A 24993-nucleotide genomic window follows, 5' to 3' on the forward strand; every position below is an offset into this window, starting at 1 on the left:
GCCTGGAGGCACGGTGTCGCTTTCGCGCGATGGTCGCGTGGGCAGCGCGGCGGCGGAACGCCGCTACGCGAGCGGGGCCACCGCCACGGGCGCGCCGAGCAGGCGCACCGCGACGGCGTCGCCGGCTGCTCGGCGGTCGCCGACCTCGTGCTGGACGGTCACGACGGTGTCGTCGTCGAGCCGGACCGTGGTGCGCCGGATCGAGCCGAGGAAGCTCGAGGCGACGACGGTGCCGGTGACGCCCTCTGCCGCGAAGGCGACGTCCTCCGGACGGACGTAGGCGATGACCGGGCCGTCGGCCACCGAGGCGTCGAGCGCGGGGACGCGGAACCCGTACACGAACACGTCGCCGCCGCGCAGGTCGCCCCGGAGCCGGTTCGACTGCCCGACGAAGTCCGCGGTGAACGCCGACGACGGGGACCGGTAGAGCTCCTCGGGCGTGCCGATCTGCTCGATGTCCCCGGCGTTCATCACGGCGATGCGGTCGGAGACGGCGAGTGCTTCCTCCTGGTCGTGGGTGACGAACACCGTGGTGATGCCGAGGTCGCTCTGGATGCGGCGGATCTCGTCGCGCAGGGACACCCGGACCTTGGCGTCGAGGGCGGACAGCGGCTCGTCGAGCAGCAGGACCCGGGGCCGGGTGACGAGCGCGCGGGCGAGGGCGACGCGTTGCTGCTGCCCACCCGACAGCTGGTGCGGGTAACGGTCGGCGAAGTCCGCCAGGTGCACCATGTCGAGCGCGTCGATCACCCGTTCGCGGCGTGCTGCCGCGGGGACCCGGCGCATCTCCAGGCCGAAGGCGACGTTCTGCCGCACCGTCATGTGCGGGAACAGCGAGTACTGCTGGAACACCATGCCGATGTCGCGCTTGTTCACCGGCGTGCTCGCGACGTCGGTGCCGTCGATGCGGATCGAGCCGGCGTCGATCGCCTCGAGGCCGGCGAGCGCGCGGAGGGCCGTGGTCTTCCCGCACCCGGACGGGCCGAGCAGCGAGACGAACTCACCCGGTTCGACGCGGAGGGACAGGCCGGCCAGGGCGCGGTGGGCGCCGTAGTGCTTCTCGACGGCCTCGAGCTCGACGGTCGCGCCCGTGGACGACAGCGACGTCGGGGCGGCGGGGGCGGTGACGGTCATGCGGACTCCTTCTCGCCGGTGCGCCGCGCGCCGATCCGGCCGATGACGACGAGCAGCACGAACCCGAACACGAGCGCGCCGAGCGAGAAGATCGCGGCGACGTACGGGTCGGTCTGCTGCACGAGCACGAGCGCCGTCTGGAACGTCGTGCGGGACAGGAACGAGGCGAGGGTGTACTCGCCGAGGACGACCGTGATGGTCAGGAAGCACGCGGCCGTGATGCCGCGGCGGAGGTTCGGCAGGAGCACCCGCCACGTGACGGTCCACCACGAGGCGCCGAGGGACCGGGCAGCCTCGGACAGCACGGCCATGTCCATCGCGGTGATGGCGGCGGCGATCGGGCGGAACGCGAACGGGAGGGCGATGATGCCGATCGCGAAGGACAGCGTCCACGCGTCCGACCCGAACACCTGCGCGACGACCTGGTACACGGGGATGAACCCGACGACGAGGACGACGACCGGGACGGTGATCGGCACGATGCAGACGAACTCCAGCACCCGGCGGAGTCGCGGGTAGCGGAGCGCGGTGATGACCTGCGCGGGCAGGAGCACCAGCAGGACGATCGCCACCGCGATGACGGCGATGAGCAGTGAGGCGCCGAGGCCGTCGAACACCGGCTGGTAGGTCGCAGCGTTCACCGGGTCCGCGATCGCCGTGTAGTGCGCGAGCGTCAGGCTCCCCTCCGTTCCCTGCCGGAAGGTGAACTGGGCGAGGGCGACGAGCGGGACGGCGAACACGAGGCCGATCACGACCAGCACGATCGCGGCGGTGACCCGCGACGGAGCCGCGCCGAAGCGGGGAACGCGAGTCGTGCCTCCAGGCCGTCGCGAACTGGCCGTGCGCCCACCGGCGGCCGCGCTCATCGCTGCCACCTCGCTGCCCGACGCTGCAGCAGCGAGTAGCCACCCATCACGACGGCCATCACGACCACCATGCCGAAGGCGAGCACCCCGGCCACGTTCTGCAGCCCGATGATCGTCTCGCTCGTGAGCTGCGCGCGGATCGTGAGCGGCACGATCCCGCCCTGCGAGATGAGTGCAGCGGCCGTGGCGAACGACGAGAACCCGTTCGCGAACAGGAGCAGCAGCGAGCCCCAGAACGCCGGCGCGAGCACGGGCAGTCCGATGCGTCGCCAGTACGTCGCACGGGAGGCGCCGAGCGTGGCGGCGGCCTCGCCCCACTGGGCCTTGACGCCCTCCAGGGCGGGCATGAACGTCAGCACCATCAGCGGCACCTGGAAGTAGACGTAGGGGATCACGAGCCCGGGAACCGTGTACAGGAGCCCACCGGTCGCGTTGCGGTCGACGTGGAAGGCGGACACCAGCCACGTGGTGACGAGCCCCTGCACGCCGATCGTCGCGATGAAGGCGAACGCGAGCATGACGCCGCCGAACTGGGCGAGGACGCTCGCAGCAGAGTCGATCATCGACCGGAGGAGTCCGTCGGGCCGGAGTGCGGCGAGCGCCCAGCAGACGACCGCCCCGATGACGGCACCGATCACGGCGGAGACGGCGGACAGCGCGAACGAACCGCCGAAGGCGCGGAGCACGGACGGGTCCGCGAAGGCGGCGAGGTTGGCGAACGTCGGCAGGCCGGAGGCGTCGAAGAAGCCACTGCCGATCGCGATCACCGCGGGGACGGCGAGGAAGAGCAGGACGTACGCGGCGAACGGGGTGAGGCCGAGCCACGCGACGCCGCCGCGGCGCCGGACACGGGGTCCGGCGACGCGGCGGGTGGTGGCACCGGCCGGCTGCTCGCTCGTGGCGAGCGTCGCGCCGAGGGTCGGCGCTGCGACCGGGGCGGCGCTCGACGCGCCAGCCGATGCGGTGGTCATGCTGGTCAGGACCCCATCGTCGAGGCCCACTTGGCGGACAGCACCTTGGCTGCTGCCGTGGCCTGGTCGTCGGTCAGCTCGACGTAGTCCTTCGGCGCGCCGCCGGCTGCGTCGAGGGCGTCCTGGTCGACCTTGCCCGACTTCTCGAGCGCGGCGAGCGTGGACGGGAAGGCGCCGGCCTGCAGGTACAGGTTCTGCACGTCGGGGCTGGCGATGTACTCCTGCCAGAGGCGCGCGGCCGCGGGGTGCGGGGCGTCCTTGTTGATGGCCTGCGAGTAGTACGAGCCGAGGGCCTGGCCCTCCGGGACGACGGTCTTCCAGTTCTTGTTCCCGCTCGCGCCGGCGGCCGGGCCCCACGCGAGGTTGTTGTACGACCACTGGATGACGACCGGGGTCTCACCAGAGGCCACCGTCGCCTGCGTCGGGAGCACGTTCTGGAAGTTGCCGGCCTGCTTGAGCTTGCCGAAGTACTCGACGCCCTTCGTGATGTCGTCCGCCGAGCCGCCGTTCTCCAGCGCTGCGAGGTAGACCGCGCTCGCGGCCTGGTTCGCCTGCGTCGGGTCGCCCGAGATCGAGACCTTGCCCTTGTACTCGGAGTCGAGCAGGTCGTTCAGGTCCTTCGGCGCGGTCTTCACCTTCGAGGAGTCGTAGCCGATCGACATCAGGCCCGTGTAGTCGCGGGTCCAGGCGCCGTCCTTCTCCTTCAGGTTCTCCGGGATGTCGCTCCAGTTCGCGACCTTGTAGTCGGTCAGCAGGTCGAGGTTCTGCTGCAGCACCGCGTTGCCGAGGTCGAGCACGTCGGGCGCGGTGGACTGGCCCTTCTGCGACTTCACGGCGGCGACCTCGTCGGCGCTCGAGCCGTTCGGGTTCGCGGAGGTGATCTTGATGCCGTACTTCTTGGTGAAGCCGTCGATGATCTTGCCGTAGTTGGCCCACGACGGCGGCAGCGCGATGACGTTGAGCTGCCCCTCCGACTTGGCGGCCTTGACGAGGGCGTCCATGCCGCCGGCGGACTCTGCGCTCGTGGCGGTCTTCCAGTCGGTGTCGTCCTTGGTCGTGTTGGCGGAGCTCGTGGCCGAGCATCCGGCGAGGGTGACGATCGCGGCGGCGGCCAGGGCGATGCCGGCGAGGGTGCGCTTGTGCTGCACGGGGTGTGCCTTTCGGGTGGGGGGGGGTTCCGGGGTCCGGGTTCGGGACGATCGTGGACTCGGCCGGTTTCCGGCACCTGCTCGCGCGGTGAACGGTGGCGGAACAGCGGGTGCGGCTGTACGGTTTGCTCGCTCTTGCTGTTTTGCTCACGTTGGGCGCGTGGTCGCGTCCGGATCGGCCTGGAGGCACGGATGCAGTTCACGACGACGGTGCTGCAAGCACGGAAGACGGCCACCGGATTGCCCGTCCCGCCGTCGGTCATCGAGGCACTCGGCTCCGGGAAGCGTCCCGCCGTGATCGTCACCGTCAACGGGGGCTACACCTACCGGTCGACCGTCGGGGTCATGAACGAGCAGTTCCTGGTACCGCTGTCCGCCGCGCACCGCGAGGCCGCAGGGGTGTCCGCGGGCGAGTCCGTGACCGTCACGCTCGAGGTCGACACCCAGCCCCGGGTGGTCGACCTGCCCGCCGACCTCGAGACGGCGCTGCACGAGGCCGGGGTGCGGGCGGCGTTCGACACGCTCTCGAACTCTCGGCAGCGGGCCCTGGCCGACCCGGTGTCGGAGGCGAAGTCCCCGGAGACCCGTGCCCGCCGGGTGGCGAAGGCCGTGGAGGCGTTGCGCGGGTAGGTGCGCGGCGGTGCGGCTGCGCGCGTGCCTGGTGGAATCGGGCGTACCTGGTCGTTAGTTCGTGGCAGGTATGCCCGATCGCATCAGGTATCGCGTGTGTTCTGGGAAGGATCGGGCATGCTCAGGCGCCGAGTTCGACCAACACGCGCGGGATCTCCGTGACCAGCTCGCTCGCCAGGTACCCGAGCGGCCCGACCTGCACCGCGAGTCGGTCGCCCGCGGCAGCGTGCACGTACGAGGCCCACGCCACCGCCTGCGCCGGTTCGGCACCACGCGCCAGCAGCCCGGTCACCGCGCCGGAGAGGACGTCGCCGCTGCCGCTCGTCCCGAGTCCGCCGGAGCCCGTGCCCTTCAGCCACGTCCGGCCCCGGGGAGTCGCGATGGCGTCCCCGACCGCCACGACCGCCCCGAAGCGGTGGGCGATCGCCACGGCGTCGGCGACGGTGTCCTCGCTGGGTTCCCGACCGAGCAGCCGTTCGGCCTCACCGCTGTTCGGCGTCATCACCAGGCGGCCACGCAGCGGCTCCAGCCGGTTCCGGACGTCCCCGGCCACCCCGAGCGCGAACGCGTCGAGCACCACGGTCGTCTGCGGACCGACCACGTCGGCGAGTCCGGCGACGAGGTCGCGCGTCCCGTCCGGCTCGTCCAGCCCCGGCCCGACCAGCACGGCGTCGGCGGTCGAGGCGGTCTCCGCGATGCCGTCGAGCGCACCGATCGCGACGTGGCCGTCCTGGTCCTCGTCGAGCGGTTCGACACCGGACTCGGGCACGGCGACGGCGACCTCGTTCGCGACGCTCCGACCGACCGCGAGCGTCAGCCTGCCGGCACCGACGCGGAGGGCGGAGAGCGCCGAGAGCATCGCCGCTCCGGGGGTCCGCGCGGCGCCCCCGATGACGAGTACCTGCCCGCGGCCGTACTTCCCGGCGCCCACCTCGGGCAGGGGCCATCCGCGGAGGAAGTTCGGGGTGATCGGTTCAGCGGACACGTTCGTCGTCCTTCCTGCCGGTGTGCTCGGTGACCTCGTCGTCGTCCAGGTGGCCGACGGAGGAGAACTCCTGCAGGCTCCACGGTGCACCGACACCGTCGCGTCGGAGTCGCGTGAGCGAGGCGTTGGCAACCGCGTGGGTCCGCGCGAAGTCCATCAGCGCCGGCTCGTCGAGATCGAGGCACACCGCGACGGTCAGCATCACGACCGCGTCGTGCGCGGCGACGACCAGCCGCTCCACGCCCTCGACCCGGTCGACGTCGGCCAGGAGCGAGCGCAGCCGGAGCACCACGTCGACCCAGGACTCCCCGCCCGCTGGTCGGTGGTAGTACTTCCCGAGCCACTGCCGACGACGTTCCTCGTCCGGGTACCGGTTGCGGACGCCCTGCAGCGTGAGGAGATCGAGCACCCCGAGCTCGCGATCGCGGAGACGCTCGTCGACACGACGCTCCGGTTCGGCGAGGCCGCCTGCCTGCAATGCGGTCCTGATCGTCTGCTGCGCGCGGAGGTACGGCGAGACCCAGAGCGCGACGGGGACGTCGTCGATCCCGCGGTCGGCGAGCTCCTGGCCGAGCGACCGGGACTGCGCTTCGCCGAGGGGACTGAGCGGGACGTCCGCATCCCGGTACTGGACGTCGATGACGTCGTCCCCCGCGGCCTCGGCGCGGGCCGCAGCGACGTTGGCGACCGATTCACCGTGACGGACGAGCCAGATCTCCTGCACTGCCATGCCGCCACGCTAGTCAGACCGGACTGGACCGGTTCACCGCTGGGCTGAGGACGAGGACGGTCGGGCGCTCCGCAGCGGTCGGACCGCACACGGCAGTCCGGCGGCCCGGAGGCGGAGCGACAGGGCATCGAGGTCCCACAGCTCACGCCACTCGAGCCGGAGGACCACCCGGACGCCGGGGACCGTGAGCAGCAGTGCGTGCCGACGCTTCTCGGCGAGGAACACCTCGGTGGGTGTCCGCCCGGCGAGGTAGCGCTCCTGCGTGTACTTCGCCCGGCCGTCGATCTCGATGACCACGCCCTGGTCGGGGAACCAGAAGTCGACGGCGAAGCGCCGACCACCGACCACGAACTCCTGCTGCAGCACGGGCTCGGGCAGTCCGAGCTCCCGGAAGACGACCCGCGCGAGCGACTCCGCCGGCGAGCCGGCGCGACCGTCGGCGAGGTCGAGGACCCGACCCGCGAGCGCCCGGCCGCGAGCACTCGGGTTCACTGCTCGTCGCAGTTCGTCGAGGCTCGTGCCGCGACGCAACACGGCGTCGGCGATGACCACCCCGGCGCGCAGGTCCCCGGACATCGCGACGTCGACGACTGTTCGCGGGAGCGCGGTGACCGCGATGCCGCGGACCTCGACTCGTTCGTCGTCGCACACGGGCCGGGTGTGCAGGACCAGTTCGCCAGTCCTCGCGCGGTACATCGACTCCGGGACCGTCGCGTGCACCGGGACGGCCCAACCGCCGAGTGCGGGCAGCCCGTGGATCGCCGCGGCGGAGAGGTGCGACGCCACCGCTCTGGTGCCGAGCCGACCGAGGCGCGCGTAGACGCGGGTGACGTACCGTTGCCGCGGCCCAGCAGCGTCCCATGCCGCGCCGTCCACGAACGCGTTCGGCCCCGCGCGGACCAGCCGCCCTGGTCCGGGGAGACGGGTCCGGCGCCGCAGGGTCGTGGCGTCGAGTCCGGTCTCGCATGTGTCGGATGCGCGGAAGATCGGCAGCGGTTCGTTCATGGAACCGAAGATGCCCGACCAGCCACCTGCATCCCGCGCCGATCGCGAGGACTGTGGACGCGCCTCCAGGCCATCCCGCTTGTGGAGGGGAGACGTTCTTTCCCAGGACGGCCGCGATGCAAAGCGGAATCGGGCATACCTGGTGAGAACTTTCGACCAGGTACGCCCGTTTCGACCACCTACGCCCGAATCCGCCGGGCCAGGCGGGGCGAGCGGGGGCGGGACAGGGCGACCAGGCGGGGCGGGCACCGCCGGACACCGCAACACGGCGCCGGACGGAACGCACCCGTGTCCCGTCCGGCGCCGCGGTCCTTCGCGCGCGGGCCCGCTGCCTCAGGCCCGACGCACCCGCAGAGTCACGATCTCGAAGGGTCGGAGCGTGAGCACGACCGGCTCCCCCGACTCCCACGAGTCCCCCAGCGGGCGTTCCAGCAGGTCCACCGCCGCCACCGAGGCGACGTCGAACCCGAAGTCCACACCGACGTCCGAGGCACGGCCACCCGACGCCTCGTACAACCGCACGACGACGTCGCCGGAGCGGTCCTCGGCGAGCTTGACGGCCTCGACGAGCACCTGCGGTGACGACACCGTCACGAGCGGCGACACCGCTGCCGACCCCGCGACGGACCGCACCGGCAGGTTCAACCGGTACCCGGAGTCGGCCGCGTCGAGCACCGACGCGCCGACGCGCAGCACCGTGCGGAACACGTGGTGCCCCTGGTCGGCGTTCGGGTCCGGGAACGTCGGCCCACGCAGCAGCGACTCGCGCACGAGCGTGGTCGTGCCGCCGTCGGCCCGGGTGTTCCGCGTGATGTCGTGTCCGTACGTGGAGTCGTTCGCGACGGCGACCCCGAAGCCCGGCTCGGCGACGTGCACCCAGCGGTGGGCCGAGGTCTCGAAGCGTGCCATGTCCCACGAGGTGTTCTGGTGCGTGGGACGGTCGATGTGCCCGAACTGGATCTCGCTCGAGGCCGACGCCGCGCGGACGTCGAGCGGGAACGCCAGCTTGAGGAGCTTCTGGTGCTCGTGCCAGTCGACCTCGGTCTCGATCACCAACTCCGCGGAACCGGCGACCGCCGAGTACCGGGTGGTGATCGAGGAGGACCCGAAGGCCCGCTGCACGACGAGCGACGAACCGTCGATGTCGACCGAGGTCGCCGTCAGGACCGTGCCGCTGCGCTGGTAGGCGCGGTCGATGTCCCACGCCTCCCACTGGTTCGGGGTGTCCCGGAACACGGTGTACTCCGCGGCAGCCGCCCCCGGGGCGACGGCGTCACGACCGGTCGCGTGGTCGACGAGCGACACGACGTGGCCGGCAGCGTCGACGGTCGCGGTGACGACGCCGGTGTCGAAGACGAAGTGGTCGCCGGAGCGGACGGGAGGCACGGCTCGCGGCTCGTCGGCCGGCGAACCACCCAGGGCGGTCACCCCTCCCGCCGCGACGGGCGAGGCGTTGAAGCGCACGACCGTCCCGACGGATGCTCCGCCGCCGACGGCGTCGGAGGTCGGTGCGTCCAGGAGGCCGCTGGCACCACCCGCGAGGGACGTCGACGACGCGCCGACCCCGGCGAGCGCCGCGGCCCCGCCGTTCGCCAGGGCGGTCGTCGCGGTGCCGATGAGCCCCTCGAGGGTGGCCGCGACGAGCCGGTAGTTCTCCTCGGCGTTCTCGTAGACCCAGGCGATCGAGGACCCCGGCAGGATGTCGTGGAACTGCTGCAGGAGGACGGTGTGCCAGGCCTCCTCGAGCTCCTCGTACGGGTAGTCGAGCCCGAGCCGGACGGCGGCGGTCGCGGCCCAGAGCTCGGCTTCGCGCAGCAGGTGCTCGGAGCGTCGGTTGCCCTGCTTCGTGCGGATCTGCGACGTGTAGGTCCCGCGGTGGAACTCGAGGTACATCTCCCCCGACCACACGGCCGGCGTGGGCAGTGCGGCCTCGAGCTCCTCGAAGACCTGTGCGGGGGTGCCGAGGTCGACCCGGGGCGAGCCGTCGAGGTCGTGCTGGCGTCGGGCCGCTGCGACCATCTCGCGGGTGGGGCCGCCGCCGCCGTCGCCGAAGCCGTAGAGCAGCATCGAGGTGTTGGCGACGCCGCGCTCCTTGTTCTGCCGTTCCCCGCGGTGCAGGTCGGCTGGGGAGACGTCCGAGTTGTAGGTGTCCGCCGGGGGCAGGTGGGTCAGCACCCGGGAGCCGTCGATGCCCTCCCAGTGGAACGAGGTGTGCGGGATGACGTTCGTCTCGTTCCACGAGGGCTTCTGTGTGACGAACCACTTCGAGCCGGCGGCGCGGACGATCTGCGGCAGTGCGCCGGAGTAGCCGAACGAGTCGGGGAGCCATGCCTCGGGGGTGTCGATGCCGAACTCCTCGAGGAACAGGCGCTTGCCGGCGACGAACTGTCGGGCGAGGGCCTCGCCTCCTGGGAGGTTCGTGTCCGACTCGACCCACATGCCGCCGACGGGGATCCACCGACCCTCGGCGACCCGTTCCTTGATGCGGGCCCAGATCGTCGGGTAGCCGTCCCGGATCCACGCGTACTGCTGCGCGGAGGAGCACGCGAACGTGAAGTCGGGGTCGCGGTCCATCAGGTCGAGCACGTTGGAGAACGTGCGGGCGCACTTGCGGATCGTCTCGCGGACGGGCCAGAGCCAGGCGGAGTCGATGTGCGCGTGGCCGACGGCGACGGCGCGGTGTGCGGCGGCGCTGGCGGGGACGGCGAGCGCCGGCGCGAGGACCGCTCGGGCGTCAGCGGCGGTGCCGGCGACGTCGTCCGGGTCGAGGGCGTCGGCGGCGCGTTCGAGCACGCGGAGCAGGTCCGCGCCGCGGGTGCCGTCGGTGGGCAGCTCGGCCATGAGGCCCCGGATGACCCAGAAGTCCTGCTGGAGCTCCCACACGGTGTCGTCGCGCTCGACGATCTCGAGCGCCTTGAGCCGGTAGATCGGCTTCGTGCCGGCAGTGGAGCGCGACCCGAGCGGCGTGGCGCCCTGGAAGGTGTCGCCGCCGATGTCCGGGTTGGCCGCGGCCTCGACGTAGAGCTCGAAGGACTCACCGGGGCCGACCTCGATCGGGACCGTGTCGTTCTTCGGCTCGACGCCCTTGATGGTCGAGCCGTCCGGACACCATGCGAGCCCCTCGGCCTGGAACCCGGGGTGCCGCTTCGTGAACCCGAGGTCGACCAGCAGCTCCGCGGTGGTGCCCGGAGCCGTCCCGAAGTCCGCGGGCACCGTGCCGCGGATCCGGAACCAGGTGGTGCCCCAGGGCCGACCGCCCCAGGACCCGCCGACCGCGAACGGCTCGTACTCGGCTGCCACCGCGACGTCGAACGGCACCGGTTCGTCCGGCACGGTCCACGCCGCGATCTCCACCGGGGAGGACCGGCGGTGGACCGCGGGGTCGATGCGGTCCCGGACGAGCCGGGCGATGCGGGCTTCGACGAGGGGTTCGTCGTGGTGCATGGAGGTGGTTCCTTTCCAGCGGGACGGTCAGCGGGACGGTCAGCGAGCCGGGCGTCAGCCCTTGATGCCACCGGCGAGGGCGTTGCCGCCGCCGAGGCCCCGGGACACGAGCACGTAGAGGGCGATGACGGGCACGGAGTAGATGATCGAGAAGGCCGCGAGCTGCCCGTACGCCACCGCCCCGTACTGCCCGAAGAAGTTGAAGATGCTCACCGCGGCGGGCACCTTGTCGGGCGAGAGCAGCAGGACGAAGGGGACGAAGAAGTTCCCCCACGCCTGGATGAACACGAAGATGAACACCACGGCGATGCCCGGGCGCATGAGCGGCACGACGATGCGCGTCAGCGTGGTCATCATCGAGGCGCCGTCGGTCCACGCTGCTTCCTCGAGGGAGATCGGCACGGAGTCCATGAAGTTCTTCGCCATCCAGATCGCCATCGGCAGCGACGTGGCGGCGAGGAAGAAGATGCAGCCCCACACGTTGTCGATGAGGTTGAGCGACACGAACAGCGCGTAGACCGGCACCATCATCGCGGTGATCGGCAAGCCGGTGCCGAACAGGATCCCGTACAGGAACGGCTTGTTGACGCGCATCTTGTAGCGGGACAGCGGGTAGGCCGCCAGCAGCGCGAAGACCACGGTGACGAGCGCCGTGCCGCCGGAGATGAGCAGGCTGTTCGCGAGCGGGATGAACGACAGCTCCGGCGTGAGCACCTTGGTGAAGTTGTCGAGCGTGAACGTCGACGGCAGCTTCACCGACAGCGACGCGTCGGGGTCGACCGAGGCGAGCACGAGCCACAGCAGCGGCACCGCGAAGCACAACGCGATGACGAGCAGCACGATGTTCGACACCCAGCGCATGGTCCGCCCACGCGGGGAGGTCATGTGGAGGGCGCCTGGTGCGGTCACCGAGCGGGTGGTGGTCTGGTCGAGGGACGGGGCAGTGATGGCCATCAGTCCACCTCCGGCTTCAGTGCCTTGATGTAGATGATCGAGAAGACCGCGCCGACCACGAGCAGGATCGTGGCGATCGCCGTCCCGAAGCCGAGCTGCGAGAACTTGAACGCCTCCTGGTAGGCGAGGATCGGCAGCGTGGACGAGTCCGTCCCGGGGCCGCCGGCGGTCATCACGTAGATGAGGGTGAACACCGACAGGGTCTGCAGCGTCGTCAGCATGAGGTTCGTCGAGATCGACCGGCGGATGACGGGCAGCGTGATGTACACGAGCCGCTGCCAGCCGGTGGCGCCGTCGACCTCGGCGGACTCGGTGATCTCCTCGGGGACCTCCTGCACGGCGGCGGAGTACACGAGCATCGAGAACGCCGTGCCGCGCCAGATGTTCGCCAGGATGACGGCGAGCATCGGGTACGTGTAGAGCCAGTTCGGCCCGCTGATCCCGATCGACGCGAGGAACTCGTTGAGCGTCCCCTTGTCGTTGAAGAACGCGTACGCCGCGAACGACGCCACGATCTCGGGCAGCACCCACGCGGCGACGACGAAGGTGCCGACGATCGCGCGGACGGCCTTGTGGGCACTGCGCATGAGGAGCGCGAGCCCGAGGCCGAGCACGTTCTGCCCGACCACCGCGGAGGCGAGCAGGAAGACGATGGTGAGGATGACGGACTTCGGGAAGTCCGGGTCCTGGAAGAGCTCGAGGTAGTTCTTCAGGCCGACGAACTGCTGGTCGGCGGCGCCGACGCCGGTCAGCGCCGAGTTGGTGAACGACCCGTAGAACGACGAGATGACCGGGCCGAGCAGGAAGATGACGAGGAGGACGACGGCGGGGAGGAGCGGGACCGCTCGTCCCACGTTCCGCAGCGGCTTCCGCTTGCGCGGGACCGGCGGATCGGTGCGCTTCGGCGCGCCGGGCGCCGACAGCGTCGGCGCGAGGGGGGTGCTGGACACAGTGGTTGCCTTCCGGGTGCGGAGAGGGTTCCGAAGGTGGGTGGGGTCGGACTGGAGGCGCGGGGCGGGTGTGCCCCGCGCCTCCAGTCCGTCAGGTGGTCACCGCGGCGATCAGCCGGAGGTGGTGTGGTCCTTGCCGACCACGCCGATGACGCTCTTGTCGTACGCCTCGGCGGCCTGCTTCGGTGTCTGCTGCCCCGTCATGACCGACTCCATCGCGACCTGGATGGCGTTCGAGACCTGCGAGTAGTCGCTCGTCGCCGGGCGGAAGTTCGTGTGCTCCACGAGCCCGGAGAAGAACTTGAACGTCGGGTTGGACGCGTCGTACGTCGGGTCCTCGGCGACGTCCTTGCGGACGGCGATCTGGCTGTTCTCGATGTCGTACTTCAGCGAGCCCTTCTGGTTGAGGAAGGTCGAGATGAAGTCGAACGCGGCCTGCGGGTTCTTCGAGTTCTTGCCCACCGCGAGGGTCCACCCGCCGGACATCGAGTTGTAGCCCGGGTCCTGACCGTTCTGCGTCGGCATCGGCGCCTGGCCCATCACGTCGGACCACTCGGGCCACGGTGCGGTGCCGGACTTCAGCCACGTGCCGGACTGCCACGACCCGTCGAGGTCGATCGCGAGCTGCCCCTTCGGGAGCCACGTCTGCGCGATGGTCGTGCCGACCTGGCTGTCGAGCGCCTGCTGCGGTGTCGGGCCGAGGCCGCCCTGGTAGACGTCCTTGACGAACTGGAGCGAGTCCTGGAACTGCTTCGAGCCCGTGACCCACTTCTTGTCCTTGTAGAGCGTGTTGCCGGAGCCGTCCGCGCCGTACAGGAGCATCTCGAAGCCCTGCATCGTGGAGGCCTCGCCCTGGGGCTTCCCGGAGTAGAGGTTGAACGGGATGACGCCCGGGTCCTTCTCCTTGATGGTCTTCGCCGCGGCGAGCACGTCGTCCCAGGTCTTCGGCTGCCACGGGACCGGCAGGCCGACCTTCTTGAAGATGTCCTTGTTGTACCAGAGGGCCCGGGTGTCGGTGCCCATCGGGATGCCGTAGGTCTTGCCGTCGACGCCCTCACCGGCCTGCTTGGCGTTGTCGTAGAACTGGCTCCAGTCCTTCCACTTCGCCGTGTACTTGTCGAGCGGCAGGAGGTACCCGGCCTGCGCGTCGGCCTTGATGAGGAAGGTGTCCTCGTACATGACGTCCGGCGCGGTGGCCGGAGCCTTGTTCATGAGCGCGAGCTTCGTGTAGTAGTCGTTCTCCTGTGCCTGGATCGGCACGAGTTCGACCTTCTTGCCCGGGTTCTCCTTCTCGTACTCCTTCTTGACGACCTTCATCTGGGCGTCGAGTTGCTGGAAGGCGCCGAACTTCTGGTACGCGATCTTGATCGTGTCGCTCGAGGCGGACCCCGAGCTCGAGCAGCCTGCCAGGCCCACCGCGGCGACGGCCACGGCTGCGAGTCCGGCGATGATTCGGGTGCGTTTCATCGGTGCTCCTTTGCACAGGTGGCGGGCTCCGTCGCCCGCTCGCACAGTTAGTCCACCGTATTGACTTATTGCTGTCAAGGACTTTTTCGTGACGATGCGGTCACGGTGCGGCCGGGTGCCCCGGGTGCACGCGCGCCGGGTGCACCCGCGCGGGGCGCTCCCAGGCGTACCGCTACGAATCGGGCGTACCCGGTCGGAACTTCCGACCGGGTACGCCCGATTCGACTTCCCATCGCAGATGTCCTGGGAAGGAACGTCCGTCAGCGGATCGGCGTGGCACCGCCCGTGACCGTGATGCCGCCGGTCGCCGGGACGTCGACGAGCAGCACGCTCGGTCGGCCGACGTGCCGTCCCTGCCGGATCACCACGCGGTCACCAGCGCCGACCGCGCCGACCTCGCGCAGGTACGCCCCGGTGGACGCCGCGGCCGAACCGGTCGCCGGGTCCTCGGTGATGCGGCCGACCGGGAAGAGGTTGCGGGCGTCGTACTCGAGCGGCGCCGTGCGGTGCAGGACCGTGACGGTCCCGGACCAGCCGGCCTCGAGCATGAGGTCCGCGAGGGGCGCCGGGGCGAAGCGGAACTGGTGGAACAGGTCCTCGTCGGCGAGGACGAGCACCGGGTGCCAGTTGCCGGCGAAGGACTCGAGGACGGGGAACCCCTCGGCGAGGTCGTCGGACGTCAGCCCGAGGAGCGCGAACAGCCGGTCCCGGAGGTCCGGGTCGAGCGATCGCGTCGTCGGTTGCACGCTCGTCATCGCCACCTGCACCGTGCCGTCCGGGGCCGTCGTCGCGTCGAGGGCGACCTCCCCCGCGGCCGTCGTGAAGACCCGTCGCCCGAGGCCGTCCCGCTCCGCCAGGACCACCGCGGTGGCGATCGTGGCGTGCCCGCAGAAGGGGACCTCGGCGCCCGGTGAGAAGTAGCGGACGTGCGGGCCGGCGGGGGTCTGCCCGACGACGAAGGCCGTCTCGGGGTAGGCGACGTCACGGGCGATCGCCTGCATCTCGTCGTCGGAGAGGCCTGCTGCGTCCAGCACGATGCCCGCGGGGTTGCCGCCGCCCGGCTCGGAGGCGAACGCGGTGTACCGGAGGATCTCGATGCTCACGCCCTCGACGGTAGCGCCCGGCGCCGACGTCGCTCGCGGGCCGATCGGGAGCGCGTGGCCTGCCCGCGGCGGTCGGCTGCCCAGCCGCGTCCAGTGGGCAGCAGTGGTCGGGTCCGCCCCACGAACCCGGCCACTGCTGCTCACTCGATCACACCGAGGCGCGCGTCGCGCGACGACGGCGGACCAGCAGGACCCCCGCACCCGCCGCCAGCAGCAGGAACGCGGCCACCGTGCCCGCACCGAGACCCTCGGCACCGGTGAACGCCAACTGACCGGTCGCCGGGTCGATGCGGATCGTCGTCCACCCCAGGACCGTCCCGTCCGCAGCAGTCACCACGATCCGGTGCGTCCCGGTCGGAGCATCCGCCGGGACCGTCGCCCGCACCGTCCCGTCCGCCGCGACCGTCACCGTTCCCAGCAGCGTCGGCGTCGAGAACATCCACACGTCCACCCGCGCACCGGCGTACTGCGTGCCGACCGTGATCGTGATGGTCTCCCCCGCACGAGCCGACGACGGTGCCGACACCGAGCCCCGGTTCGCGTCGGTCAACGACGACTCCGACGGAGCAACCGGCACGGGCGCAGGCGTCGGGGCGGTCGACGGGCCTGGGCTCGGCGCAGGCGTCGGCGTCGGGGTCGAGCCACCACCCGGGGTCGGCGTCGGGGTCGGAGTCGTCCCACCGTCACCCGGTGTGCCGCCATCACCCGGCGTCCCACCGTCACCCGGCGTCGACGCGTCGCACGGGTACGTCCCCGTCCGGAGCGAGAACCCGTCCGTGTCGTTGTCGTCCGCGTAGAACGTCGCCCGTGAGCCGCTCGCGCACACGCCCGAGATCGCGAAGCCCTCGTTGGCCAGGGTGCGGTCGGCTGCGGAGGGCGCCTCGTGGACGGTCGACGCCGTGAACGCCCCGTCGGTCACCTCGTACAGCGCCGTGCGGCCGGAGCACGCGTCGTCGCAGACCACCCAGAGCGCGTCGAGCGTCGGGTCGAACTGGACGTCCGCGACGACGGAGAACGGCGTCGCGATCGTGGCCACCCGCTGGAAGGAACCGTCCGCCATCAGGGCGTAGGCGTACACGCTCGCGGTGCCCTCGACCCCGACGAAGAACAGGCCGTCGCCGTGCCCTGCGTACGTGGCGGGGGCGTAGGCGGCACCGGTGTGCTCGTCCGCGAAACCGTGCGCGGTGAGCCAGGAGTCCGGAATCCAGGTGACGCCCTCGAGGCCGGCGTTCGCCCCGAGCCCCGGGAAGTCGGCGGCGAGGTTCCACTCGTCCGTGGCGTTCAGCGTCGACTCCCCGCCGGACGTCGTCGCGAACCGCAGGACCGCCGGGCGGCTGGTCGACGACACGTCGTTGTTCCGCTCGGTCGACACGTACACCGCGCCCGGGTCGTCCGACGTCACGGTGACACCCTCGGCGTCCGGGGTACCGGAACCGTCGGCGTAGTGCAGCTCGGTGCCGGCGGCGTTCGACGGAGCCCAGCCGCCCGTGCCGTCCGACACGAGGTGGTAGAGCAGCCCGTCACCGTTCTGCACGGCCCAGAGCTGCCCGTCCTTCGAGGTCGTCGAGGTCGTCCAGTCGATGCCGCTCAGGTCGCCCGTGAAGGTGTCCTCGTCGTCGAGCACGGTCTCGTCCGGGCCGCCAGGCCAGGCCTCGGCCGTGACGACACCGGCGAACTCGTTCGCGGCGCCCTTCGTCGACTCGGACGTGTCGGCGAACGCCCCGGTCCCGTCGGGGTTCCGGCCGTACGTCGACGCGGCGTGTGCGGTCCACGAGTACGAGTCGACGAGCCGCCCCTGCGGGTCGAAGATCCGGGCAGCGTCCGCCTTGCCGAGCCCGAAGTCGAAGTCCGCCTCGTCGAGCACCGTGAAGCCGCCCGGTGCGACGGTCGTGCCCGCCGGGATCGTGTACGCGTGGTCGTCCTCACTGTCCGAGAAGACGTACCCGCCGAGGTCCACCGACGTCGTGCCGACGTTCGTCAGCTCCACCCAGTCGCCCGGGGTGCCGCCGTCCGACTCGACCTCGTTGATGCGCACCGGCGAGGAGCAGTCGTTCGCCGCACCCTTGGTCGACGCGGTGGTGTCCACGAGGGCGCCGGTGCCGTCCGGGCAGCGGCCGTACGTGACCGCCGCGTGGGTCGTCCACGAGTACCGCAGCACGAGGTCCCCGGCCGGGTCGTACACGCGTGCGGTGTCCGCTCCGCCGAGGCCGAAGTCGAAGCCGGGAGCGGTTCCGGACAGCTGGTCGATGACGAAGTACCCGTTGGCGGCGATCGTCGACCCCGCGGGCAGGACGTACGCCTCGTGGGAGCTGTCGTCGTCGAGGAACGCGTACCCGGACAGGTCGATCGCGGCTGACGAGGTGTTCTTCAGCTCGACCCAGTCGGTGTCGTCACCGTTCGACTCGACCTCGTTGACCACCAGGCCGTTCGCGGCGGCGGGACCGACGCTCGGGTCGTCGTCACCGACGGCGGCGGAGGCGGGAGTCGCCGCCAGGAGGCCGGCCGCGACGACACCGCCGGCAGCCAGGATCACGCCGAAGCGCAGGGCACGGGGATGCATGCAGAGTCCTTCTCGGGAGTTCAGGGGGGACCTGCACGACTGTTCAGCACCCGGGCGTCCGCCCGGTGGCGACCAGGTGAACGACAGGTGTCGCGAGCGGTGGGCGCGACCGCCGTCGGCCTGGAGGCGCGGTGCGGGGCCGACCCGCGCCTCCAGTCCGCTGGTGGTCGCGCCCACCCCGCGGCGCGAGCCGGTCGATCAGCGTCGGATGAGGAGCGCGCTGGCGCGCGGCGACAGCGCCGCGTCGAGCACGAGGCAGGCAGCGCCGACGGCGGCGACGTCCGCGCCCCGGTCGCTCTCGTCGACGACCACCGGGTGCTTCGGCACCAGCAGCGGCGACTCGACGATCGCCGCACGGGCGGCCGGCAGCGCGGCGCTCGCGACCCGCGACCAGAACGGCCCACCGAAGACCACGCGGTCGATGTCGAGCAGGTTGACGATGAGGACGACGGCGTTGCCCATCACGGTGCCGGCGTCCTCCGCCAGGCCGATCGCCACCGGGTCCCCGGCGTCGATCGCGGCGGCGAGCCCGTCCCACGCGCGGTCCACGGACTCGACGTCCGACGGGGCGTCGAGCGGGAGTCCGCGGTCCCGGGCGATCTGCACCAGCCGGTCCGGGGCGACGGCCGCGCCGACCTCACCCCGGGTGCCGGCACTGTCCGGGGTGCCGGCGAGCGCGCCCTGGTCGACCATGATGTGTCCGGCGTCACCGGCGTTCGAGCCCACACCGCGGACCGGTTCGTGGTCGACGACGAGCCCGACGCCGAACCCGGTACCGAAGTACACGAAGGCGAAGTTCCGCGCCGAGGACTCCCCCGCCAGGAACATCTCACCGACGACCGCTGCCGTGACGTCCTTCTCGAGGAGCACCGGGTAGCCCGTCGCCTCGGAGAGCGCGTCGCGCAGCGGGACGTCCCGCCAGCGGGGCAGGAACGGCGGGTCGAGCACCACACCGGCGTCGACGTCGATCGGGCCCGGGCTCGCGATGCCCACGCCGAGCACGGCGTCCGTGTCCACCTCGGCGTCGCGCACGAGCCCGTCGATCGCGGTGGCGATGGTGCGGACGACCTCGGACGGGTCGTCCGCGGTCGGTGTGGACGTCGTGGTCGAGGCGACGACGGTCCCGGCGAGGTCGAGCAGCACGTACGTCACGACGGCGGGGTCGACGTGCACCCCGACGGCGTACCGGCTCGCTGCCTCGAGCCGCAGGATGGTGCGGGGTTTGCCGCGACCCGACACGATCGTGCCGGACTCCGCGATCATCCCCGCCTCGATGAGGAATCGCGTGACGTTCGACACCGTCTGCGCGCTGAGCCCCGTGCGGGACGCGAGTTCCACGCGGCTGAGTCCGTCGGGCGAGCGGCGCACCGCGTCGAGCACGACGGTGCGGTTGAACCCGCCGATCGACGGGAGGTTCGCCCCACGCCGATGTTCTGCCATGCCGCGACCATACCGCGCCCCGGCACGCCCGACCGGTCGGGGCAACGGTGCGGTATCGGTCTCCCCGGCTCACTGGCCCCCGCACGGGTCGCACGGATACCCTGAGCGGCATGACGGACCTCCGCCTCGAAGAACTCTCCGCGTCGACCGCTGCGGCGGCGAACTCCTTGACGCTCAAGCCCGGGCAGGAACAGTTCGTGCAGCCGACGACGTACGGCGTCGCGGAGTCCGACGTGAAGCCCAGCTCGGCGTGGACCCGTGTCGTGCTCGACGGCGACGAGGTCGTCGGCATGATCATCGGCACCTTCGACGAGGACAACTCCGAGGAAGAGCTCCGCAGTGCCATCTGGCGCGTGAACGTCTCCGCGACGGCGCAGGGCCGCGGTGTCGGTCGGTTCGCGGTGCACGGTCTGGCCGACGAGGCCCGCAGCCGTGGCCTCGAGCGCCTCACCGTCGTCTACGAGCCCGGCGGCGACGACAGCCCCGAGGCCTTCTTCCGCGCGGTCGGGTTCGAGGTCGTCCGTGAGACCCAGTACGGCGACCACTTCGCGGTCCTGACGCTCTAGTCGTGCCGGACGACGAGGCGGTCGACTTCGGGGCCGCGGTCGCCGAGGTGGTCCGGCTCATCCCGCCCGGGCACGTGATGACCTACGGCGACGTCGCCGCGGCCCTCGGTTCCCGGGCGTCGCGCGCGGTCGGCAAGGTGATGGCGCACGAGGGGTCCGACCTGCCGTGGTGGCGCGTGGTCCGGTCGGGTGGGCTGCCGCCGGTGCACCACGAGGCCCGCGCGCACGAGCACTACCGTGCCGAGGGGACGCCGCTCGTGCAGGGCACGACGACCTGGCGGATCGACATGCGCCGCGCCCGCTGGTCCCCGTCCACGGACGCCGACGACCCGTTCTGACGGGCCGCGGTGCGGCCGCGGCCGGGCCGCCGCACCGCGGCCGCGGCCGGGCCGCCGCACCGCGGCCGCGGCCGGCCCGCGGTGCGGGCGGCCTTCGCACAACCAAAGTCGAATCGCGCCGCGGAATTCCTTGGCGCGACGCGACTTTGGTTGTGCGAGGCGGCGTCAGCCGCCGCCGCGGCGGCGCGCCGCGACGCCCGCTCACGCGTCGAAGCGTGCGCCCTTCGGGTTCGTCGGGAGCAGGAACATGACGAACAGCACGAGTGAGCCGATGCCGACGAGCACGTGCAGGAACTGCCAGAAGCCGGAGAGGTTCGCGTCGTGCAGGCGTCGGGCGCCGAGGGCGAGCGAGCCGATCAGCGTCGCGAGGGCCCACAGCACGAACAGGTACGAGCCGACCGGGTTCTCGAGCATCGGGGTGTCCGGCGTGAACGCCTGCGGCACGAGCTGCAGGACGAGACCGATCGCCAGCGACGTGATCCACCACCACCAGAACTCGGCGCGGGACGCCCGCCCGGTGAACACGGTGTACTTCCGCCAGAACCGGCGGACGGCCTCGGTGAAGGGTGCCCCGTAGAAGGGGTCGCGCAGGGCCACTCCGCCGGGCTGCACGCTGTCGTCGCTCATGGAGCAAGCCAACCACGTGTCGCCGTGCGATCGCGCCCCGCAACGAACACCGCGCCCCGTGGAAACGGGGCGCGGTGTCCAGGACGGGGCGCGAACCGCGATCGGTGCAGGCCGGGAGGACCGTTACACGAGCGAGTCGCGCCAGGCTGCGTGCAGCTGCGCGAACCGTCCGGTGCCGGCGATCAGGTCGTCCGGGGTGCCGTCCTCGACGATCCGGCCGTACTCCATCACGAGCACCCGGTGGGCGATCGCGACCGTGGACAGGCGGTGCGCGATGATCACCGCGGTCCGGTCGGCCAGCAGCGTCTCCAGACCTTCCTGCACGAGCCGCTCGGACGGGATGTCGAGCGACGCCGTGGCCTCGTCGAGGATGAGCACCTTCGGGTCGGCGATGAACGCCCGCGCGAACGACAGGAGCTGTCGCTGCCCGGCCGACACCCGGCCACCGCGCTTGTTGACGTCGGTGTCGTACCCGTCGGGCAGCGCCATGATGAACTCGTGCGCGCCGACCGCCTTCGCCGACGCCTCGATCTCGGCGCGGGAGGCCCCCGGCTTGCCGAGCGCGATGTTGTCCGCGACGGTGCCGGAGAACAGGTACGCCTCCTGCGTGACCATGACGATCGCGCGACGCATGTCCTTCGGGTCGATGTCCCGGAGGTCCACGCCGTCGAGCTGCACCGAGCCCTGCGACGGGTCGTAGAAGCGCGCCATGAGCTTCGCGAGCGTGGACTTGCCGGCACCGGTCGACCCGACGAGCGCGATCGTCTGCCCCGCCGGGATGTGCAGGTCGAACTCCGGCAGCACGACCTTGCCCGCGTTGTACGCGAACACGACGTCGTCGAAGTCCATCTTCCCGGTGGCGTCCGGCAGCTTCACCGGCTTCGCGGGGTCCGGCACGCTCGGCCGTTCCTCGAGCACGCCGGAGATCTTCTCCATCGCGGCCGACGCCGACTGGTACCCGTTGTAGAACATCGCGAGTTCCTGCGCCGGGTCGAAGAACCGCTTGGCGTACAGCGCGACCGCGAGCAGCGCACCGACCTCGAGCGAGCCGTCGACGATCCGGAAGCCACCCACGATGACGACCGCCGCGAGGGTGGCGTTCCCGATGAGCACGAGGACCGGGTCGAACGTCCCGAACAGGTTGAACACCTTCGTGTTCGCGACGCGGTAGTCCTCGACGAACCCGCCGTACTCGTCACGGTTGCGGGACTCCTTGCGGAAGGCCTGCACCGCGCGGATGCCCGTCATCGTCTCGACGAAGTGCACGATCACACGCGCCGAGGTGACACGGGTGGCCCGGAACAGCGTCTGCGAGTTCGACTGGAACCAGCGGATCAGGAACCACAGCGGCACGAGCGACACCGCGAGCACGAGCCCGGAGGTCGGGTCGAGCGCCACGAGGGCGACGGCGGTGAACACCATGTACAGCACGCCCTGGATGAGCTGGTTCAGGCCGGAGTCGAGCAGCTCGCGGATGGAGTCGAGGTCACTCGTCTGGCGGGAGATGATCCGACCGGACGTGTAGGTCTCGTGGAACTCGAGCGACAGCCGCTGCGTGTGCAGGAACACCCGCTTGCGCAGGTCGAACAGGATCGCCTGGCTGATCCGCGCGGCGAGCACGGTGTACCAGGCTGTCAGCACGGCGCCGAGGATCGCCACGACGATGTACGTCGCGACGACACCGAACGCCGGCACCCAGTCGTTCCGGTCGAGCACGGCCGGGAGCGCGTTGTCGATGCCCCACGCGATGAGCGCCGGGCCGGCCACGGTGCCCGCGGTGGAGACCACCACGACGATGCCGAGCAGGACGAGCCGGAGCTTGAGCGGCGCGGCGAGGGACCCGAGCAGGGCGAGGGACCGGCGCCGCAGGCGCTTGCTCTCGGCCTTGGTGAAGTCCTCACGCTCCTCGCCACGCACGCCGAGGGTGGTGATCGACGCGGTGACGGGGGCGGCAGTCTGCTCGTCCGGAGCGTCCTGTGGGACGCCAGCCGTGCCTCCAGGAAGGTTCTGGTCTGTCTGCTGGCTCATGCCATCGCCTCCTCTCGTGCGGTGGCGTCGTCCTCGTCGAGCGACGAGATGACGTAGCGGTAGTGGTCGTTGGTGGCCATCAGCTCCGAGTGGGTGCCGACGGCCGTGACGACGCCGTTCTCCATGAGCGCGACGCGGTCCGCGAGCGTCACGGTGGACGGGCGGTGCGCCACGATGAGCGACGTGGTCTCGGCGAGGACGCGGCGCAGGCCCGCCTCGACCCGTGCCTCGGTGTCGACGTCGAGGGCCGATAGCGGGTCGTCGAGGACGAGCACCGACGGCCGCGCCGCGATGGCGCGGGCCAGCGCCAAGCGCTGCCGCTGGCCGCCCGAGAGGGACAGGCCTTCTTCCCCGACGCGGGTGTCGACACCGTCGGGCAGGTCGTCCACGAAGGACGCCTGGGCGATGTCGAGCGCCTCGCGCATGAGCGTCTCTGCCTCCGCACCCGAGACGTCCGGACGCCCGAGCAGCACGTTCTCGCGCACGGTCGTCGAGAACAGGGTGGCGTCCTCGAAGGCGACGCCGACGTGGCGACGCAGCTCTTCCCTGGTCAGCGAACGGATGTCGACGCCGTCGATCGTCACCGAGCCACCGGTCACGTCGTACAGCCGCGGGACGAGCGACAGCAGCGTGGTCTTGCCGCAGCCGGTCAGGCCGACGAGCGCCATGGTCTCGCCCGGCCGGAGCTGCAGCTCGACCCCGTTGATGAGGTCGGGGAACTGCGGCGGGGAGTCCTGGTACCGGAAGTGCACGCCGTTGAAGGACAGCGCACCGTGCGGCTCCGCGATCGTCTCCGGGTGTTCGGGGTCCGTGATCGTGTTCTCGGAGTCCATGACCTCGAAGAAGCGGTCGACCGCGGTGCGCGTGTCGAACGTCATCGAGAGCAGGAAGCCGATCGACTCGATCGGGAACCGCAGCACCGTGGCCGTCGCGAAGAACGCGAACAGCTGCCCGACCGTGAGCTCCCCCTGCGAGGCGAGCCAGATGCCGGCGAGCAGGCAGAGCGCGAACGCGACGTCGGGCACGAGCAGCAGCCACAGCCAGATGCCCGCGATCGCCTTGGCCTTCTCGATCTCGGTGCCGCGCAGCGCCTCGGCCTGCTCACTGAACTCGTCGAGCTTGTACCGCCCGCGGCCGAACGCCTTGAGCACGCGGATGCCGTGCACCGACTGCTCGACGCTCGTCGCGAGGTCGCCGACCTGGTCCTGGCTGCGGCGCGCGACGACGGAGTACCGGCGTTCGAACAGCAGCCCGTTGATCCACAGCGGGATCGACGCGACCAGGAACACCAGGCCGAGCAGCCACCCGAAGGTGAACAACACGACGAAGCCGACGACGATCGTCACGATGTTCACGACGAGCAGGACCACGCCGAAGGCCAGCCAGCGGCGGATCAGCGACAGGTCGGACACGGAGCGGGACAGCAGCTGCCCGGACTCCCACCGGTCGTGGAACGCCACCGGCAGGTCCTGCAGCTTCGCGTAGAGCGCGTTCCGCATGCTCGTCTCGATGCGGGTCGACGGGCGCATCACCAGCCGTCGGCGCGAAGCGATGAAGAACGCCTCGAGCACGCCGAGCGCGAGCACGCCCAGCCCGGCGGGCCAGATCTGTGCGGAGTCCTTCGAGGACAGCGGGCCGTCGACGAGCCACTGCAGGACGTAGGGGATCGCGAGCGCCACCAGCGAGGCGCCCATGGCGGCGAACATGCCGCCGATGATGCGTCCCTGGTAGGGCTTCACGAAGGGGTAGATCCGCGCGATCGCGCGGAAGGTCGAAGGGCGGTCGGTGGACGGGCGCGCCTGGTCTGGCGTCTTGGACATGGGGGTTGCGTCCTCGTGCGTCGTGCCGGGGCCCCGGGGCCGGCCGCTGCTGTCGCAGCCGTCGGTCTGGAGGCTCGGTGTCCGTTGCGTGGTGGTCGTCGGCCGAGCGGGTCGGTCGCGTCCCTGGCCGTGCTCGCCCTGGTCGGGCGTGCTCGGTCGGCGTCGCGGTCGCCAGCCGCCGCTGGTCGCGGCGTCGGTTCGGTCGGAGTGCACCGGGAGACAGTCGT

At 71.2% G+C, this 24993-nt stretch carries 20 protein-coding genes; 3 read left to right on the forward strand and 17 right to left on the reverse strand.

Going from position 1 to position 24993, the window contains the following annotated elements; translation table 11 throughout:
• Positions 1 to 63: 63 nt before the first annotated feature.
• Genes CRP27_RS13500 through CRP27_RS13515 form a run of 4 tightly spaced genes read right to left on the reverse strand, consistent with a single transcriptional unit; the run spans position 64 to position 4119 of the window.
• On the reverse strand, positions 64 to 1134 hold the full coding sequence (locus CRP27_RS13500; RefSeq protein WP_097181184.1) for an ABC transporter ATP-binding protein: 1071 nt from the start codon (positions 1132 to 1134) through the stop codon (positions 64 to 66).
• Positions 1131 to 2000 (reverse strand): ABC transporter permease, encoded by an 870-nt coding sequence (locus CRP27_RS13505; protein ID WP_097181185.1) that lies wholly within the window; start codon positions 1998 to 2000, stop codon positions 1131 to 1133. Before CRP27_RS13505 ends, CRP27_RS13500 begins: the two co-directional genes overlap by 4 nt.
• Positions 1997 to 2971, reverse strand: a complete 975-nt coding sequence (locus CRP27_RS13510; protein ID WP_097181545.1) for an ABC transporter permease subunit — start codon at positions 2969 to 2971, stop codon at positions 1997 to 1999. Before CRP27_RS13510 ends, CRP27_RS13505 begins: the two co-directional genes overlap by 4 nt.
• Before the next feature lie 5 nt (positions 2972 to 2976).
• Positions 2977 to 4119 (reverse strand): ABC transporter substrate-binding protein, encoded by a 1143-nt coding sequence (locus CRP27_RS13515; RefSeq protein WP_097181186.1) that lies wholly within the window; start codon positions 4117 to 4119, stop codon positions 2977 to 2979.
• Between the two features lie 192 nt (positions 4120 to 4311).
• On the opposite strand from CRP27_RS13515, the gene CRP27_RS13520 reads away from it, so the two are divergent.
• Positions 4312 to 4749 carry a YdeI/OmpD-associated family protein gene (locus CRP27_RS13520; protein ID WP_097181187.1) on the forward strand — a complete coding sequence of 146 codons (438 nt, stop codon included), beginning with the start codon at positions 4312 to 4314 and terminating at the stop codon, positions 4747 to 4749.
• Positions 4750 to 4870: 121 nt separating this feature from the next.
• Here CRP27_RS13520 and CRP27_RS13525 read toward each other — a convergent pair whose 3' ends face one another.
• The 10 genes from CRP27_RS13525 to CRP27_RS13570 form a co-directional block, all read right to left on the reverse strand.
• Positions 4871 to 5734: an NAD(P)H-hydrate dehydratase gene (locus CRP27_RS13525; RefSeq protein WP_097181188.1), complete on the reverse strand. Its 864-nt coding sequence runs from the start codon at positions 5732 to 5734 to the stop codon at positions 4871 to 4873.
• Positions 5724 to 6464: a histidine phosphatase family protein gene (locus CRP27_RS13530; RefSeq protein WP_097181189.1), complete on the reverse strand. Its 741-nt coding sequence runs from the start codon at positions 6462 to 6464 to the stop codon at positions 5724 to 5726. Before CRP27_RS13530 ends, CRP27_RS13525 begins: the two co-directional genes overlap by 11 nt.
• A 33-nt stretch (positions 6465 to 6497) precedes the next feature.
• The gene (locus tag CRP27_RS13535; RefSeq protein WP_097181190.1) at positions 6498 to 7469 is read right to left on the reverse strand and encodes a hypothetical protein; all 972 of its coding nucleotides are present in this window, start codon (positions 7467 to 7469) and stop codon (positions 6498 to 6500) included.
• A gap of 333 nt (positions 7470 to 7802) precedes the next feature.
• Positions 7803 to 10913, reverse strand: coding sequence for a glycoside hydrolase family 38 C-terminal domain-containing protein (locus tag CRP27_RS13540; RefSeq protein ID WP_097181191.1), 3111 nt, complete (start codon positions 10911 to 10913; stop codon positions 7803 to 7805).
• A 54-nt stretch (positions 10914 to 10967) separates the two neighbouring features.
• Entirely contained in the window at positions 10968 to 11798 is an 831-nt protein-coding gene (locus CRP27_RS13545; protein ID WP_097181546.1) for a carbohydrate ABC transporter permease, read from the reverse strand.
• Between the two features lie 68 nt (positions 11799 to 11866).
• Positions 11867 to 12730 carry a carbohydrate ABC transporter permease gene (locus tag CRP27_RS13550; protein ID WP_255257621.1) on the reverse strand — a complete coding sequence of 288 codons (864 nt, stop codon included), beginning with the start codon at positions 12728 to 12730 and terminating at the stop codon, positions 11867 to 11869.
• A gap of 198 nt (positions 12731 to 12928) precedes the next feature.
• The gene (locus CRP27_RS13555; RefSeq protein WP_097181193.1) at positions 12929 to 14284 is read right to left on the reverse strand and encodes an extracellular solute-binding protein; all 1356 of its coding nucleotides are present in this window, start codon (positions 14282 to 14284) and stop codon (positions 12929 to 12931) included.
• A 260-nt stretch (positions 14285 to 14544) separates the two neighbouring features.
• Positions 14545 to 15387: a PhzF family phenazine biosynthesis protein gene (locus CRP27_RS13560; protein ID WP_097181194.1), complete on the reverse strand. Its 843-nt coding sequence runs from the start codon at positions 15385 to 15387 to the stop codon at positions 14545 to 14547.
• 148 nt (positions 15388 to 15535) lie between these two features.
• Entirely contained in the window at positions 15536 to 17947 is a 2412-nt protein-coding gene (locus CRP27_RS13565) for a lamin tail domain-containing protein (protein WP_097181195.1), read from the reverse strand.
• A 198-nt stretch (positions 17948 to 18145) separates the two neighbouring features.
• Positions 18146 to 19387 carry an ROK family transcriptional regulator gene (locus CRP27_RS13570; protein WP_097181196.1) on the reverse strand — a complete coding sequence of 414 codons (1242 nt, stop codon included), beginning with the start codon at positions 19385 to 19387 and terminating at the stop codon, positions 18146 to 18148.
• Between the two features lie 110 nt (positions 19388 to 19497).
• Here CRP27_RS13570 and CRP27_RS13575 point away from each other — a divergent pair, with 110 nt between their 5' ends.
• On the forward strand, positions 19498 to 19953 hold the full coding sequence (locus CRP27_RS13575; RefSeq protein WP_097181197.1) for a GNAT family N-acetyltransferase: 456 nt from the start codon (positions 19498 to 19500) through the stop codon (positions 19951 to 19953).
• Positions 19954 to 19955: 2 nt separating this feature from the next.
• Positions 19956 to 20291 carry an MGMT family protein gene (locus tag CRP27_RS13580; RefSeq protein ID WP_097181198.1) on the forward strand — a complete coding sequence of 112 codons (336 nt, stop codon included), beginning with the start codon at positions 19956 to 19958 and terminating at the stop codon, positions 20289 to 20291.
• Positions 20292 to 20492: 201 nt separating this feature from the next.
• Here CRP27_RS13580 and CRP27_RS13585 read toward each other — a convergent pair whose 3' ends face one another.
• The 3 genes from CRP27_RS13585 to CRP27_RS13595 all read right to left on the reverse strand — a co-directional run bounded on the left by CRP27_RS13585 (position 20493) and on the right by CRP27_RS13595 (position 24766).
• The gene (locus CRP27_RS13585; protein WP_079237311.1) at positions 20493 to 20918 is read right to left on the reverse strand and encodes a DUF805 domain-containing protein; all 426 of its coding nucleotides are present in this window, start codon (positions 20916 to 20918) and stop codon (positions 20493 to 20495) included.
• Between the two features lie 123 nt (positions 20919 to 21041).
• Positions 21042 to 22946 (reverse strand): ABC transporter ATP-binding protein, encoded by a 1905-nt coding sequence (locus CRP27_RS13590; protein WP_255257590.1) that lies wholly within the window; start codon positions 22944 to 22946, stop codon positions 21042 to 21044.
• Positions 22943 to 24766 (reverse strand): ABC transporter ATP-binding protein, encoded by a 1824-nt coding sequence (locus CRP27_RS13595; protein WP_097181548.1) that lies wholly within the window; start codon positions 24764 to 24766, stop codon positions 22943 to 22945. The genes CRP27_RS13590 and CRP27_RS13595 overlap by 4 nt, the downstream gene beginning before the upstream one ends.
• Positions 24767 to 24993 lie beyond the last annotated feature (227 nt).

The sequence above is a fragment of the Curtobacterium sp. 314Chir4.1 genome (assembly GCF_900215175.1).
Taxonomy (GTDB): domain Bacteria; phylum Actinomycetota; class Actinomycetes; order Actinomycetales; family Microbacteriaceae; genus Curtobacterium; species Curtobacterium pusillum_A.